Consider the following 15,395-nt stretch of genomic DNA (forward strand, 5'->3'; position numbering starts at 1 on the left):
CTGCTACTTCGGCTGCGGCTTGCGCACCGACAGGTGCAGCTCCCTCAGCCGCTCCTCCGTCAGCTCCGTCGGGGCGCCCATCATCAGGTCCTGCGCGTTGCCGTTGAGCGGGAACGCGATGGTCTCGCGGATGTTCGGCTCGTCGGCCAGCAGCATCACGATGCGGTCGACGCCCGGCGCGATACCGCCGTGCGGCGGGGCGCCGAAGCGGAAGGCGCGGAGCATGCCGGCGAACTGCTCCTCGACGGTCTCACGGTCGTAGCCCGCGATCTCGAAGGCCTTGAGCATGATCTCCGGTTCGTGGTTCCGGATGGCGCCGGAGGACAGCTCGACGCCGTTGCAGACGATGTCGTACTGCCAGCCCAGGATGTCCAGCGGGTCCTGGGTCTCAAGCGCCTCCAGGCCGCCCTGCGGCATCGAGAACGGGTTGTGCGAGAAGTCGATCTTCCCGGTCTCCTCGTCCTTCTCGTACATCGGGAAGTCGACGATCCAGCAGAAGCGGAAGACGCCCTCCTCGAAGTGGCCGGCACGCTTGGCGGCCTCCACCCGCACCGCGCCCATGATCTTCGAGACCTCGTCGAACTCGCCCGCGCCGAAGAAGACCGCGTGGCCGGGGGCGAGCTGGAGCCGCTTCGTCAGCTCAGCGACGTTCTCCTCCGTCAGGAACTTCGCGATCGGGCCCGTCAGCGAGCCGTCCTCGCCGACCCGCACCCAGGCCAGGCCCTTCGCACCCTGCTCCACCGCGTACTCGCCGAGCTGGTCGAAGAACTTGCGGGGCTGCGAGGAGACGTCCGGCACCGGCAGTGCGCGCACGTGCTTGCCCGCGAAGGCCTTGAACTCCGAGCCCTCGAAGATGTCGGAGATGTCCACAAGCTCCAGCTTGGCGCGCAGGTCCGGCTTGTCGGAGCCGTACCTCAGCATCGCCTCGCGGAACGGGATCCGCGGGAAGGGGGAGGTGACATGACGGCCACCGCCGAACTCCTCGAAGATCTCCGTCATGAGCTTCTCGATCGGCTGGAAGACGTCCTCCTGCTCGACGAAGCTCATCTCGACGTCGAGCTGGTAGAACTCGCCCGGCGAACGGTCCGCGCGGGCGTCCTCGTCACGGAAGCAGGGCGCGATCTGGAAGTACCGGTCGAAGCCGGAGATCATCAGCAGCTGCTTGAACTGCTGCGGGGCCTGCGGCAACGCGTAGAACCTGCCCGGGTGCAGACGGGAGGGGACGACGAAGTCGCGGGCGCCCTCAGGGGAGGTGGCGCTGAGGATCGGGGTCGCCATCTCGTTGAAGCCCATCGCCGCCATCTTGTGGCGGATGGACGAGATCACGGCCGTACGCAGCATGATGTTGCGGTGCATGCGCTCGCGGCGCAGGTCCAGGAAGCGGTACTCCAGGCGCCGCTCCTCGTTCACCCCGTCCTCGGTGTTGATCGTGAAGGGGAGCGGGGCGGCCGCGCCGAGCAGTTCGACCTCGCTCACCTCGATCTCGATCTCACCCGTCGGCAGGTCCGGGTTCACGTTCTCGGCGCCGCGGGAGACGACCTTGCCGTCGACGCGGACGGTCGACTCCTTGGCGACCTTGTCCAGAGCCTCGTAGGCGGGCGTGCCGGGGCGGGCGACGAGCTGCGTGATGCCGTAGTGGTCGCGCAGATCGATGAAGAGGATGCCGCCCAGGTCGCGCCGATTGTGCAGCCAGCCGCTGAGCCGGACGTCGCTGCCGACGTCAGAGGCGCGGAGCTCGCCGCAGGTGTGGGACCTGTACCGATGCATCGTCGTTCATCCAGTCTTCGCGGGTCGGGTCTTCCCGGGGTCGCTCGCCCCCGGCGCCTCCGGGCGGCCACGGCCCGGACCTACCAAGGGTACCGGCCGCCCCGACATCGCCTCCCCCTGATCAGGAGGCGACGCTCCGCCGATCGACGGCCGCCTTTCCGCGAAGCCCTCCGCGGGCGCGCAGTAACCGGACGGCTACGCACCACATACGTACCAAGTAGCCGCTTTCATACGCTCGGTGGCACATTCGGATCGCTTCTTCATAAAGTAGGGCAATGCGCACTGGTGAGCCCCTGCCCGCCGTGGGGGACCTCCTGGCCGCTCTCGCGACCGGCCTGTGGCGCTACGACGCCGCGGCGGGAGTGGTCGCCCTCGACGCGGAGGCCGCGCGGCTCGTAGGACTGCCCGCACAGCCGGCGACGCTCACCGAGGCGGGCATCCGGGCCCGTTTCCATCCGGTGGACTGGAACGAGGTCGACGGGATCGTCCGGCTCGCCCTCGCCGAGGGCACCATCGCCGAGGTCCGGATGCGGATCATGGACGAGCACCAGCGGGTGATCCGTATCGTCCGCAGCCGCTCCAAGCCGTCGGTGGATCCGAGGTCCGGGGAGTACCGCCTGGTCGGGACCCTCCAGGAGGTCACCGAGCCCCCGGGCGGAGCCGCGCGCTCCCCCGTCACCGGTGACTGGCGGCGCTCACGCGAGGCGTTTCTGCTGGACGCGGGGCGCGCGCTGGCCGAGGCGCGGTCCACGGAGGAGGTGCTGCGGGTCGCGGCCGGGCTGTCGATGCCCGGCTTCTCGCCGGACGGGCTCGCGGTGTTCGGGATCGAGGCGGACCGGCTGACCGTCGTCGGCCACTACGGCCACAAGCCGGGTGACGAGGAACCCTTCGCCCGGATGGCGCTGGACACGGACTACCCGGCCGCCGAGGTCGCCCGCACCGGCCGCGCCGTCTATCTGTCCTCGCCCGAGGAGTACCGGTCCCGCTATCCGGTGGCCTGGCCGCTCGTCGAGCGCTTCAAGCGCCGCTCCTGGGCCTTCCTGCCGCTCACCGTGGCGGGGCGCACGATGGGCGCGTGGATGGCGGCGTTCAAGCACCCCGTCACCTTCACGCCCGACGAGCGCTCGGTACTCACCACGGTCGCCCGTATGCTCGCCCAGGCCCTCTCCCGCGCGGGTGCCGCCGAGACGGAACGGGAGCTGACGGACGGGCTCCAGCGCTCGATGCTGCCCACACTGGGCCCGCGGATACCGGGCATGACCATGGCCGCACGCTACATACCGACCGGCGGCGGGCTCCAGGTCGGCGGCGACTGGTACGACATGATCCAGCTCCCCGCGGACACCTCCCGGACGAGGGCCGGTGGCGAGCGCTTCGCGCTGACCATCGGCGACGTCCAAGGCCACGACGTGCGCGCGGCCGGGCTCATGGGCCAGCTCCGGATCGCCCTGCGCGCGTACGCCGCCGAGGGGCACCCTCCGGACGCGGTCCTCTCCCGCGCCTCGCGCTTTCTGCACGGGATGACCCACGGTGACGAGGGCGCCGACCTGCGCTTCGCGACCTGCCTCTACGTCGAGGTGGACCCGGCGGCCGGCACGCTGGAGATCGCCCGCGCCGGCCACCCGGACCCCGCCGTCCGCATGGCCGACGGGACCGTGCTGACGCGGCCGACCGCGGGCGGGATACCGCTCGGCATCGACCCCGACGCGGACTACCCGACCACCCGGCTCGTCCTGGAGCCCGGCGAGACCATGCTGCTCTGCACGGACGGGCTGATCGAGACCGGCGGGCACGACCTGGACACCGGCTGGCGGCGCATCCGGCGGATCCTGGAGGAGCACGAGGGGGACGTGGAGACGCTGGCCGACACCCTGGTGCAGGCCGTCCACGGGCCCTCCTCGCACCACGCCACCGGACCGCTCACCGATCGCCGCGAGGACGACATAGCCGTGGTATTGCTGTGCCGGGCGGGCGGCGGCTACCGCTGCGCCGCCGCCGACCGCCCGCCGGCCGTGCGCCGCACGATGCTGACGGTGGCGCAGGCCGAGCCCGAGCGGGTCGCGGGCGCCCGGCAGCAACTGCGCGAGCTGCTGCACGACTGGTCCTCGCAGGACCAGGTCCACTCGGCCGTGCTGGTGGCCTCGGAGATGCTGGCGAACGTCCTCGTGCACACCGACACCGACGCCCTGCTCCTCGCGGAGGTCTCCGGGGACGCGCCCCGCTCCGGCGGCATGGGCCGCCGGCTGCGGGTGGAGGTCACGGACGCCGCCGACGATCTGCCGCACAAGCGCCGGCCCGGCGAACTCGCCTCCTCCGGGCGCGGTCTGGTCCTCACCGAACTGCTCGCGGACGCCTGGGGGGTGGAGCCGCGGGGCCGGGGCAAGAGCACCTGGTTCGAACTGTTCGAGGACCCCGCGACGGACGGTGGGGGATGAGCCCGCCCGGCACCCGCCGGCCCACCGCACCGGGAGGACCGCCATGGCCCCTCACGCGCCCGGGGGTCTCCCCTGCGCACCCGGCGGATCCCCGCGGGCGTCCGGCCCCGGGCGCGCCGGTTCCGGCCCGTCCCGTCCGTACCGTGTCCGCAGCTCATGGCCGACGCCGAACGCCGCCGCCGTCAGCGGCACCGCCAGCAGCATCCCGAGGATCCCGGCGACCGACGCGCCCGCGGTGAGGGCCAGCAGCACCGCGGCCGGGTGCATCCGCACGGTCCGGCTCTGCACCACCGGCTGGAGCACATGCCCGTCCAGCACCTGCACGGCGACGACGACGCCGAGCGCCCACAGCGCGATGACCAGCCCGCGGTCCGCGAGGGCGACCAGGATCGCGACGGCGCCGGAGAGAAAGGCGCCGAGATAGGGGATGTAGGCGCCCACGAAGACGAGCGCACCCAGCCCGATCGCCCCCGGGACGCTCAGGACCAGCAGCCCCACCGTGGTCAGCGTCGCGTCGATGAGCGCGATGACCGTGGTGCCGCGCATGAAGCCCTCGACGGCCTCGTAGGCGCGCCGCGCCACCGCCTCGACGGTGTCGGCGGTGCCGGGCGGGGCGAGCGAGCGCAGCAGGTCCGCCACGCGGTGGGAGTCGCGCAGAAAGAAGAAGACGAGCAGCAGGGCCAGCACGGCCATCGCGACGTACTCGGCCACGACGCTGACCCCGCTGATCACGTTGGAGGCGGCGGTGCCCGCGAACTTGGAGATCAGGCCCTTGGAGTTGGTGGCCAGGTCGTCCAGCGAGGTGCCGGCCGCCCCGAAGTACCCCGCGACCGACTTCGCGGCCCGCTTGAGCGAGGACAGGATCTGGTCGCCGGTGTCGACGAGCGCGCCGACGACGATGTACACGGCCCCGCCCACCACGGTCACCACGGCGACACAGGTGATCCCGGCCGCGAGCGAGCGATGGACACCGGCCCGCACCAGCCACCGGTGCAGCGGCCCGAGGAGCGCGCTGCCGAGCAGCGCGAGCAGCACCGGCACGACGGCCGTACGGAACTGCCCGCACAGCCGGATCACGATCCAGACGACCCCGGCGACGAGCAGGACGGCGGCGCACCAGGCGGCGAGCCGGCGTACGGGGTCGGGAAGGAGCTGCACCCTCCCAGCCGATCACGCGAAGGGCGGGCTGTCCTGTGCGGACAGCCCGCCCGGGTGACGCCGTATCAGGACCGCGCCGGCACCACCCAGCCGCTGATCAGGCGCCCTGCGGACCGCTGTCGGTCATCCCGTGCACGGCGGGGATGGTGCCGAGGCGCCCCTTCTGGAAGTCCTCGAAGGCCTGCTGGAGTTCCTCGCGGGTGTTCATGACGAACGGGCCGTAGTGCGCCATGGGCTCACGGATCGGCTGTCCGCCCAGCAGGACGACCTCGAGGTCGGGCGTGTGGGAGTCCTGCTTCTCGTCCGCGCGGACGGTGATCGAGGAGCCCGCGCCGAACACGGCGGTCTGGCCGAGGCGGATCGGACGGCGCTCCGCACCGACGCTGCCGCGGCCGGCCAGGACGTACGCGAGACCGTTGAAGTCCTCGCGCCAGGGCAGGGTGATCTCCGCGCCCGGCGCCACGGTGGCGTGGATCAGGGTGATCGGCGTGTGCGTGATGCCGGGGCCCTGGTGGCCGTCCAGCTCACCGGCGATGACGCGGATCAGCGCGCCGCCGTCGGGGGTCGTCAGCAGCTGGACCTGGCCACCGCGGATGTCCTGGTAGCGCGGGGCCATCATCTTGTCCCTGGCGGGCAGGTTGACCCAGAGCTGGATGCCGTGGAACAGGCCGCCGGACACGACGAGCGACTCCGGCGGGGCCTCGATGTGCAGAAGCCCCGCGCCCGCGGTCATCCACTGGGTGTCACCGTTGGTGATGGTGCCGCCACCGCCGTGGGAGTCCTGGTGGTCGAAGACGCCGTCGATGATGTAGGTGACGGTTTCGAAGCCGCGGTGGGGGTGCCAGGGGGTGCCCTTCGGCTCGCCCGGCGCGTACTCCACCTCGCCCATCTGATCCATCATGATGAACGGGTCGAGGTGGCGGTAATGGATCCCGGCGAACGCCCGGCGGACCGGGAATCCCTCGCCCTCGTAGCCGCTGGGCGCGGTCGTGACACCGAGCACGGGACGGGACACCGCGTCGGCCGGCGCGACCACGCGGGGCAGGGTCAGCGGGTTTTCTACGGTCACTGCAGGCATGTCTGGTACCTCCTTGTGCTCTCACTTTAGTTGACGATTGAACTTTCTGCCACCCCAACGCGAAGAGCCCGGAGGACATTCCCTCCGGGCTCCCGTCGCCGCGTCCACGCGCCGGCCGCTTGGGCTGTGTCAGCGCTGCCGGCCGCCCGAGCCGCGTCAGTTGCTGAAGTACAGGTACTTCCAGGCCCCGTACGTCGTGGAGTTCACGGTGTCACCGGACGAGCCGTTGACGTACACGGACCGCATCCGCGCCCTGATCCCCGACTCGCCGGGCGCCTCGAGGCTCACGGCCGACTTCCCGCTCGTGCCGAGCGGGAAGTACTCGGAGTCGGCCGAGTACCACTGGCCGTTGTAGTAGACCTGCAGGTCGAAACGCTGCTTGCGCCCCGGGTAGTAGGTCATGGTCGTGGTGAGCAGCGGGTCGGTGTTCTTGTGGAACCAGTAGTACGACGTCGAGCCGATCTCGGCCGTCTTGTAGTGCCTGGAGACGGCCGTGGAGACCTTGACCCGGGCGTACGCATTGATCTTGACCGTCTTCGGCTGGTAGCGGGAGTCGCCCGCGAAGACCGCGCTGACGGCCGTGTCACGGCTCATGTCCAGCGTCACGGTCAGGTTGCCGCCGGAGTTCACCGTGCCGGACTTCACCAGCTTCCTCGGCTTGTCCGAGCCGAAGGGGTCGGCGTAGATCTCGACCTTGCGGTTCTTGTACGTCGTGCCGAGGTGGGCGGTGAACTTCACATCGGCGCCGTAGTCGTACAGCTTGCCGTTGTTGTTCAGGCTCAGCGTCGTCGCGGCGCGGGAGACCGCGACCTTGTCGGAGGCGGTGGCCGACGTGTGCTCGGCGTCGCCCGCGTAGGTGACCTTGTAGGTGACGGTGCCGCCGGCCGGCGGGGTGTCCGTGAAGGAGTAGCTGCCGTCCGCCTTCACCGTGACGGCCGGGAGCGCCTTGCCGGCGGGGCTGTCCAGGTCGGTGCGGGTGACCGCGAGCTTCGCCCCGGCCGGGAGCGGCACGTTCGCCGTGATCCGTCCCTTGACCGTGAGCTGCTTGGCGCGGGTCGCGGAGGCGGGCGCGTCGACCGTGAGGCTCGGCACGCTGAGCGCCGGGCCGGTGTACGCCTTCAGGGTGAAGGTGCTGCCCGTACCGGCGAGGGCGAACAGCCGCGAGGAGTCGGGGGCCCACGCCACCTCGCCGATGCTGGACGACGTCCCCGTGTCGAAGCGGCGCACCGGAGTGGTGGCGCCCGCCTTGTAGACGGACACATGACGGTCGTAGGCCTGGGCGATCAGACCGCTCGGCGAGACATCGCCGGACCAGCCCGTCTCCGCGAGCCCCCCGGCCTCCGTGAAGGTCCCGTCGGCGTAGGAGAGCTTCCGGGAGCCGTTCCACAGCACCTGGGAGGTGCCGGGCACGAGGTCGATGTCGCCGAAGTACTGCCCGCCGTCGCTCTTGGCGACCAGCTTCGGGGTGGCTCCTGAGACGTCGAGCACGTTCAGCGCGCCCGGGCTGTCGCCGCTGTCGGCGACGGACAGCAGACCGGGTACGGAGGGGTCGGCGTCGAGGACCGCCGCGTTGTAGTACGGGGCGACCGTGTCCGGGAGCTGCCCGAGGGCCACCGCGGCGGCCGCGTCGGTGGCGGCGGGGTCGATGGACCCGAGGTTGCCGTGGAAGCCGTCGTCACCGGTGATCCGGTACGAGAACCACAGCCGCCCGCCCGCGAAGGCGACCTTGCGCGGGTCGGTGCCGGCGCCGAGGTCGTAGCGGGTCCTGACCTCCAGGGTGGCCGCGTCCAGGGCCACGATCTCGTGGCTGGTGGGCAGGGACGCGTACAGGGTGAGGCCGTCGGCGGAGAGCGCGAGGTCGCTGGGGCGGCCGAAGCCGACGTTCAGGTCGACCAGGGTGCCCTTGTAGTCGGTGGCCAGGATCCGTCCGTTGTCCTGGTCGGCGACGAAGACACGCTGGAGCGCGCCGTCCGCGACCAGGCCGACGGGCTGGGTGAGAACGGCCGGCTCGGCCGAGGCGGAGCCCGCCCCGGCCACGCTCAGCGCGACCGAGCCGAAGAGGACCGCGAGCGCCGTCGCGGCCGAAGTGCTGCGCATGCGCACAGTGATGAACCCCCACGAGAGATCCCGGGATGGCCGGGAGATGAGAGCGCCGCGCGACACCCGGACGCGACCGCCCGAGGGCGGTGGCACGCAGGGCGCGGCTGCCCGGGGAACTCTATGGCATGGCCGTGACAAATGAAGAGTAAATTACGGCAGCGCCGGGCCCCTCGCCCGGCACGGTCAGCGGTCCTCACCGCACCGGCGTCCAGCCGTCTCGCGGCACCGGCGTCCAGCCGTCTCGCGGCAACGGCGTCTAGCCATACATGCGCCGCATCGCGAACTCCACCATCTGCTCGACCGCCTTGGCGTCGAACACCATCCGGTGCTCCCCCTCCATGTCGAGCACGAATCCATAGCCCGTCGGCAGCAGGTCGATCACCTCCGCGCCGGTGATCACGAAGTACTTCGACTCCTTGCCGGCGTATCTCCGCAGCTCCTTCAGCGAGGTGAACATGGGGATCACCGGCTGCTGGGTGTTGTGCAGCGCCAGAAACCCGGGGTTGTCGCCGCGCGGGCAGTACACCTTGGACGTGGCGAAGATCTGCTGGAAGTCCTCGGCGGACATCGACCCCGTGGTGAACGCGCGGACCGCGTCGGCGAGCGACGGCGGCGACGGCTCGGGGTACAGCGGAGGCTGCTGGCCGTATCCGCCGGGCATCTGCCCGCCCGGCATCTGCTGCCCGGGCATCTGCTGCTGCGACGAGGCGTACTGCTGCTGCGCACCCGCGTTCTGATAGCCGTACATGCCCCAAAGAGTAGTGGGCCACATATGGACCGTGAGGGCTTGATTCTTATTACCGGCGGGTAGCATCATCGGTGCTACCTGTCAGTACGTGAACCGGATGCGAGGAGTCAGTGCCTCGCCGATCTCTCTACGGAGCCGTCGCCATGGGGCACTACAAGTCGAATCTCCGCGACATCGAGTTCAACCTCTTCGAGGTGCTCGGCCGCGACAAGCTGTACGGCACCGGCCCGTTCGCGGAGATGGACACGGACACCGCCAAGAGCGTCCTCGAGGAGCTGACCCGCCTCTCGGAGAACGAGCTGGCGGAGTCCTTCGCGGACGCCGACCGCAACCCGCCGGTCTTCGACCCCGAGACGAACACCGCACCCGTCCCCGCGTCCTTCAAGAAGAGCTACAAGGCCTTCATGGACTCCGAGTACTGGCGCCTCGGCATCCCCGAGGAGGTCGGCGGCACCACCGCCCCGCCGTCCCTGATCTGGGCGTACGCGGAACTGATCCTCGGCTCGAACCCCGCCATCTGGATGTACTCCTCCGGCCCGGCGTTCGCCCGCATCCTCTTCGAGGAGGGCAACGAGGTCCAGAAGAAGATCGCGCAGATAGCCGTCGACAAGACCTGGGGCTCCACCATGGTGCTCACCGAGCCGGACGCCGGCTCGGACGTCGGCGCCGGCCGCACCAAGGCGATCCGGCAGGAGGACGGCTCCTGGCACATCGAGGGTGTGAAGCGCTTCATCACCTCCGGTGAGCACGACATGGAGGAGAACATCCTCCACTACGTCCTCGCCCGTCCCGAGGGCGCCGGACCGGGCACCAAGGGCCTGTCCCTCTTCCTCGTCCCGAAGTACCTCTTCGACTTCGAGACCGGCGAGCTGGGCGAGCGCAACGGCGTCTACGCCACCAACGTCGAGCACAAGATGGGCCTGAAGGCGTCCAACACCTGCGAGATGACCTTCGGCGACCGCCACCCCGCCAAGGGCTGGCTGATCGGCGACAAGCACGACGGCATCCGCCAGATGTTCCGGATCATCGAGTTCGCCCGCATGATGGTCGGCACGAAGGCGATCTCCACGCTGTCCACCGGCTACCTGAACGCCCTGGAGTACGCCAAGGAGCGCGTCCAGGGTCCGGACCTGGCCAACTTCATGGACAAGACCGCGCCCAAGGTCACCATCACGCACCACCCCGACGTGCGCCGCTCGCTGATGACGCAGAAGGCGTACGCGGAGGGCATGCGCGCGCTCGTCCTCCACACCGCCTCCGTCCAGGACACGATCGCGGTCAAGGAGGCGAACGGTGAGGACGCCTCCGCCGAGCACGCCCTCAACGACCTGCTCCTGCCGATCGTGAAGGGCTACGGCTCCGAGAAGGGCTACGAGCAGCTCGCCCAGTCGCTCCAGACCTTCGGCGGCTCCGGCTTCCTGCAGGAGTACCCGATCGAGCAGTACATCCGCGACGCCAAGATCGACACCCTCTACGAGGGCACCACCGCGATCCAGGGCCAGGACTTCTTCTTCCGGAAGATCGTCCGCAACCAGGGCGCCGCGCTGAACTCGCTCGCCGAGGACATCAAGAAGTTCCTGGCGATCGAGACCGGCGGCGAGGAGCTGGCGGGCGCCCGCGAGCACCTGGCCAAGGCGGCCGTGGAGCTGGAGGCGATCGTCGGCCTGATGCTGACGGACCTCGGCGCCACCCAGGAGGACGTCAGGAACATCTACAAGGTGGGCCTGAACACCACCCGTCTGCTGCTGGCCTCCGGTGACGTGATCGTCGGCTATCTGCTGCTGAGGGGCGCCGCGGTCGCCGCCGAGAAGCTCGGGACGGCCTCCGCCAAGGACAAGGCGTTCTACGCCGGCAAGATCGCGGCGGCGAAGTTCTTCGCGGCCAACGTCCTGCCGGGCGTGACCCTGGCCCGCAAGCTGTCCGAGGGCGTGGACCTGGACCTCATGGACCTGGACGAGGCCGCGTTCTAGGACCGGAGCCGCACGCCCGGCCGGCCGGGCCGGCCCGGCGCTCTCCAACCTCCACATCCTCCTTACGAGGGCCCGCTCCCATCACCGGGAGCGGGCCCTCGCCCGTCGTTAAGGTGAACCCATGAGCACAAGCCCTCGCTTCGATCGCGGCCACACCGACGACCTCATGTCCTTCCTGGCGGCGAGCCCCTCGCCGTACCACGCCGTGGCACACGCCGCCGAGCGCCTGGAGAAGGCAGGCTTCCGGCAGGTCGCGGAGACGGACGCGTGGGACGGGTCGAGCGGCGGGAAGTACGTGCTCCGCGGGGGCGCGATCATCGCCTGGTACGTCCCCGAGGGCGCCGAGGCGCACACCCCCTTCCGGATCGTGGGCGCGCACACCGACTCCCCGAACCTGCGGGTCAAGCCGCGTCCGGACAGCGGTGCCCACGGCTGGCGGCAGATCGCGGTCGAGATCTACGGCGGACCGCTGCTCAACTCCTGGCTGGACCGCGACCTCGGCCTGTCCGGCCGGCTCTCCCTGCGCGACGGCTCCACCCGCCTCGTGAACATCGACAGACCGCTGCTGCGCGTGCCCCAGCTCGCCGTGCACCTGGACCGCTCGGTCTCCACGGAGGGGCTGAAGCTGGACAAGCAGCGTCATCTGCAGCCCGTCTGGGGCCTGGGCGACGAGGTGCGCGACGGTGACCTCATCGCGTTCCTGGAACAGGAGCTGGGCCTTCCCGCGGGTGAGGTGACGGGCTGGGACCTGATGACCCACTCCGTCGAGCCGCCCGCCTACCTCGGCCGGGACAAGGAGCTGGTGGCGGGCCCGCGGATGGACAACCTGCTGTCCGTGCACGCCGCCACCGCGGCGCTCGCGGCCGTGGCCGGCTCCGGCACCGCCGGAGCCTTCATCCCGGTGCTCGCGGCCTTCGACCACGAGGAGAACGGCTCCCAGTCCGACACCGGCGCCGACGGCCCGCTGCTCGGATCCGTGCTGGAACGCTCGGTGTTCGCCCGGGGCGGTTCCTACGAGGACCGGGCGCGCGCCTTCGCCGGTTCGGTCTGTCTGTCCTCCGACACCGGGCACGCCGTCCACCCCAACTACCCGGAGCGGCACGACCCGACCCACCACCCGCGCGCGGGCGGCGGCCCCATCCTCAAGGTGAACGTCAACAACCGCTACGCCACGGACGGTTCGGGCCGTGCGATCTTCGCCGCGGCCTGCGAGAAGGCGAACGTCCCCTTCCAGTCCTTCGTCTCGAACAACGCGATGCCCTGCGGCACGACCATCGGCCCCATCACCGCGGCCCGCCACGGCATCAAGACGGTCGACATCGGCGCGGCGATCCTCTCGATGCACAGCGCCCGCGAACTGTGCGCCGCGGACGACCCGCACCTGCTGGCGAACGCGCTGGTGGCGTTCCTGGAGGGCTGACGCTCCCCCGCCCCACCGCGGCCCGGCCCTCCAGGCCCTGCGGGCTCTCCAGTCCCGTCACTCGGGCACCCGTGCGATCAACCGGCATGCCCACCGCCCTGCCGGGTACCCGGGTTCGGGGCCGGAAGGACCGGACCCACAGGGAGGGCAGGACTCATGGGCCTGGGCGGATGCATCATCCTGATCGCCGTGGGGGCCATCCTCGCGTTTGCGACCGACTGGCACATGCAGGGCGTCAACCTCCATCTGGTCGGCGTCATCTTCATGATCGTCGGGCTGATCGGAGTCGCCACCTTCAGCAGCATCTACCGGCGGAGGCGGGTGATGGTGCCGCCGACCCCCGTCATCGAGGAGGAACGGCACCGTCCCGGCGACGGATACGGCGGGTACGGGGTCTGACCCCGCGCCCGGCCGCCCCGCCGGCCTACTCCGCGTCCATCCCCGCCAGCACCAGCGGCAGCCGGGTCGCCCCGCCCTGGACGACACGGACCGGGACGCCCCAGTCCTGCTGGTGGACATGGCACGCCGGATACTCGTTCGCCGGATCGTCGTCGCAGGACGCGGCCATCGCCGAGACATGCAGGACGCCTTCGGGCACGGACGGGTTCAGCTCCAGCTCGCGGGCGAGATCCGTGTCGGCTCCCTCGCCCTGGAGCAGCAGTTCCGGTGGGGTCGAGGAGACCAGCAGTCGGGTGGAGGGGCCATAGCGCGTGTCCAGCTTCTGTCCGGCCGGGGCCTGGAAGACGACCTCCAACCGGAGCCCGCCGGGCGCCACTTCGGTCGCGGCGCGCTGGGTGCGGTGGGCGACCGACGCGACCTGCACCGCCTCCTCGGGCAGCCGCAGCCGGGTCAGCCGGTGGCGGGCGGACTCCACCACCACGATGTCCCCACCGACGAGCACCGCGTCCGACGGCTCCCGCAGATCCGTCGCCAGCGTCGTCACCTCGCCCGTCGCCGGGTCGTAGCGCCGCAGCGCGTGGTTGTAGGTGTCGCTGACCGCCACCGAGCCGTCAGGCAGTGCGGTCACGCCCAACGGGTGCTGGAGCAGCGCCTGTTCGGCCGCGCCGTCCCGGTGCCCGAAGTCGAACAGTCCCGTGCCGACCGCCGTGTGGACCGCGCCGTCCCGGTCCACCCAGCGCAGGGCGCTCGTCTCGGAGTCCGCGAGCCACAGGCGCTCGCCGTCGGCCGAGACCGCGAGACCCGAAGGCTGCGCGAACCACGCCTCGGCTCCCGGGCCGTCCACCAGCCCCTCGTTGGTGGTGCCTGCCGCCACCGCGACCGTGCCCGTCTCCGGGTCGTACGTCCACAGCTGGTGCACGCCCGCCATGGCGACCCACACCCGGCCGCCGAAGACCGCCACGTCCCACGGCGAGGAGAGGTCCACCTCCCGGGCGGGGCCGGAGGTGGGCGACCCCTGCCACCACTGAGTGCCGGTGCCCGCGAGCGTGGTGACCTCCCCGGTCGCCAGGTCCAGACGGCGCAGCGCGTGGTTCACCGTGTCGGCGACGACCACCGCGCCGTCGTCCACCAGCGCCAGGCCCTGCGGCTCGCTGAAGGCCGCGGCCTCGGCCGGGCCGTCCGAGAAGCCCCGCACGCCCGAACCGATGCGCCGGACCACCGTCTCGCCGTCCGCCGCCAGCTCCACCAGCTGGTGCCGGGTGGTGTCGCTGACCAGGAAGGTGCCGGACGGCAGCAGCAGCGCCTTGCCCGGGAAACGGAGGGTGGTGGGCTCCGGCTCCGGCGGCACGTAGGGGCCGTCGCCGCGGCGCAGGGTGCCCTTCGCCGCGTGCTCCTGCTCCAGCTCCTCGACGAGCCGCGCTATCGCGTGGGCATGGCCCTCGCCCGCGTGCTGCGCGACCACGTACCCCTCGGGGTCGATGACGACGAGCGTCGGCCAGGCACGGACGGCGTACTGCTTCCAGGTGGCGAGCTCCGGGTCGTCCAGCACCGGGTGCTCCACCTCGTACCGCTCGACGGCGTCCACCACCGCCTGGTGCTCCGCCTCATGGACGAACTTCGGCGAGTGCACGCCGATGATCACCACGGTGTCGCGGTGCTTCTCCTCCAGCTCGCGCAGCTCGTCCAGGACATGCAGACAGTTGATGCAGCAGAACGTCCAGAAATCGAGGATGACGATACGTCCTCGCAGGTCGGCGAGGGTGTACTGCCGTCCGCCCGTGTTCAGCCAGCCACCCTTGCCGATCAGCTCGGGGGCACGGACACGGACGCGGCGCGGTGGGGAGTCGTTCATGGGTCAAGAGTGCCATCTGCGCTCGGTGGCCCGGGAAGCCTGTGGACAACGCGGTGACCGTCCGTACCCGTACGGGATGCGCACAGGCCCTCACGGAGAGATGCTCGTCGCAGACAGGGGGGCCATCGCAAGGGAGCAGTTCCATGCCACGAGACATCGACGACCAGATCCGCCGCCGGGACCGTGAGCGCGAGCACGGGGAGATCACAGGCGAGGACAGGCGCGACCGGAACCGACGCGACCCCGACATGAGCGGGTCCGGCAGGGCGGACGGCGATGTGGAGGGCGCCGGCCTGCGCCGGGAGCGCGACGAGCACCGTTCGTCGTGGGACGAGGACGACGAGGACCTGCGCGACCGACGGGACATGCGGGACGGCTACCGGTAAGCCGACCGCCCGCGCCCACCGAACGGTTCGCCCCCGAGTCCCCCGCCGACGGCGGGGGACTCGTCCACGTCCGGCGCGGCGT

11 protein-coding genes are annotated in these 15,395 nt (G+C 70.9%); 5 read left to right on the top strand and 6 right to left on the bottom strand.

Going from position 1 to position 15,395, the window contains the following annotated elements; translation table 11 throughout:
• Positions 1-3 precede the first annotated feature (3 nt).
• Entirely contained in the window at positions 4-1,767 is a 1,764-nt protein-coding gene (gene aspS, locus ACIP94_RS10630; protein ID WP_402422501.1) for an aspartate--tRNA ligase, read from the bottom strand.
• A 275-nt stretch (positions 1,768-2,042) separates the two neighbouring features.
• Between aspS and ACIP94_RS10635 the strand changes: the two genes are divergently transcribed.
• Positions 2,043-4,202: a SpoIIE family protein phosphatase gene (locus ACIP94_RS10635; protein WP_402422504.1), complete on the top strand. Its 2,160-nt coding sequence runs from the start codon at positions 2,043-2,045 to the stop codon at positions 4,200-4,202.
• Between the two features lie 51 nt (positions 4,203-4,253).
• Here the strand turns inward: ACIP94_RS10635 and ACIP94_RS10640 are convergent, their stop codons facing one another.
• From ACIP94_RS10640 to ACIP94_RS10655, 4 genes are all read right to left on the bottom strand, one after another.
• The gene (locus tag ACIP94_RS10640; protein WP_402422507.1) at positions 4,254-5,360 is read right to left on the bottom strand and encodes an AI-2E family transporter; all 1,107 of its coding nucleotides are present in this window, start codon (positions 5,358-5,360) and stop codon (positions 4,254-4,256) included.
• 97 nt (positions 5,361-5,457) lie between these two features.
• On the bottom strand, positions 5,458-6,438 hold the full coding sequence (locus tag ACIP94_RS10645) for a pirin family protein (protein ID WP_402422510.1): 981 nt from the start codon (positions 6,436-6,438) through the stop codon (positions 5,458-5,460).
• A gap of 156 nt (positions 6,439-6,594) precedes the next feature.
• Positions 6,595-8,535, bottom strand: coding sequence for a YncE family protein (locus ACIP94_RS10650; protein WP_402422513.1), 1,941 nt, complete (start codon positions 8,533-8,535; stop codon positions 6,595-6,597).
• Positions 8,536-8,794: 259 nt separating this feature from the next.
• A complete protein-coding gene (locus ACIP94_RS10655) occupies positions 8,795-9,286 on the bottom strand; it encodes an SseB family protein (protein ID WP_402422516.1) in 492 nt (163 codons plus the stop codon).
• 143 nt (positions 9,287-9,429) lie between these two features.
• Here ACIP94_RS10655 and ACIP94_RS10660 point away from each other — a divergent pair, with 143 nt between their 5' ends.
• The 3 genes from ACIP94_RS10660 to ACIP94_RS10670 all read left to right on the top strand — a co-directional run bounded on the left by ACIP94_RS10660 (position 9,430) and on the right by ACIP94_RS10670 (position 13,075).
• On the top strand, positions 9,430-11,256 hold the full coding sequence (locus ACIP94_RS10660) for an acyl-CoA dehydrogenase (RefSeq protein WP_402423058.1): 1,827 nt from the start codon (positions 9,430-9,432) through the stop codon (positions 11,254-11,256).
• A 121-nt stretch (positions 11,257-11,377) separates the two neighbouring features.
• Entirely contained in the window at positions 11,378-12,676 is a 1,299-nt protein-coding gene (locus tag ACIP94_RS10665; RefSeq protein WP_402422519.1) for a M18 family aminopeptidase, read from the top strand.
• 156 nt (positions 12,677-12,832) lie between these two features.
• Complete coding sequence (locus tag ACIP94_RS10670) at positions 12,833-13,075, top strand: DUF6458 family protein (protein ID WP_402422522.1); 243 nt, start codon at positions 12,833-12,835, stop codon at positions 13,073-13,075.
• A 25-nt stretch (positions 13,076-13,100) separates the two neighbouring features.
• Here ACIP94_RS10670 and ACIP94_RS10675 read toward each other — a convergent pair whose 3' ends face one another.
• Complete coding sequence (locus ACIP94_RS10675) at positions 13,101-14,927, bottom strand: NHL domain-containing thioredoxin family protein (protein ID WP_402422525.1); 1,827 nt, start codon at positions 14,925-14,927, stop codon at positions 13,101-13,103.
• 143 nt (positions 14,928-15,070) lie between these two features.
• Here ACIP94_RS10675 and ACIP94_RS10680 point away from each other — a divergent pair, with 143 nt between their 5' ends.
• The gene (locus tag ACIP94_RS10680) at positions 15,071-15,313 is read left to right on the top strand and encodes a hypothetical protein (protein WP_402422528.1); all 243 of its coding nucleotides are present in this window, start codon (positions 15,071-15,073) and stop codon (positions 15,311-15,313) included.
• Positions 15,314-15,395: the final 82 nt, after the last annotated feature.

Origin of the sequence: Streptomyces sp. NPDC093261 (assembly GCF_044753645.1) — a bacterium.
Taxonomy (GTDB): domain Bacteria; phylum Actinomycetota; class Actinomycetes; order Streptomycetales; family Streptomycetaceae; genus Streptomyces.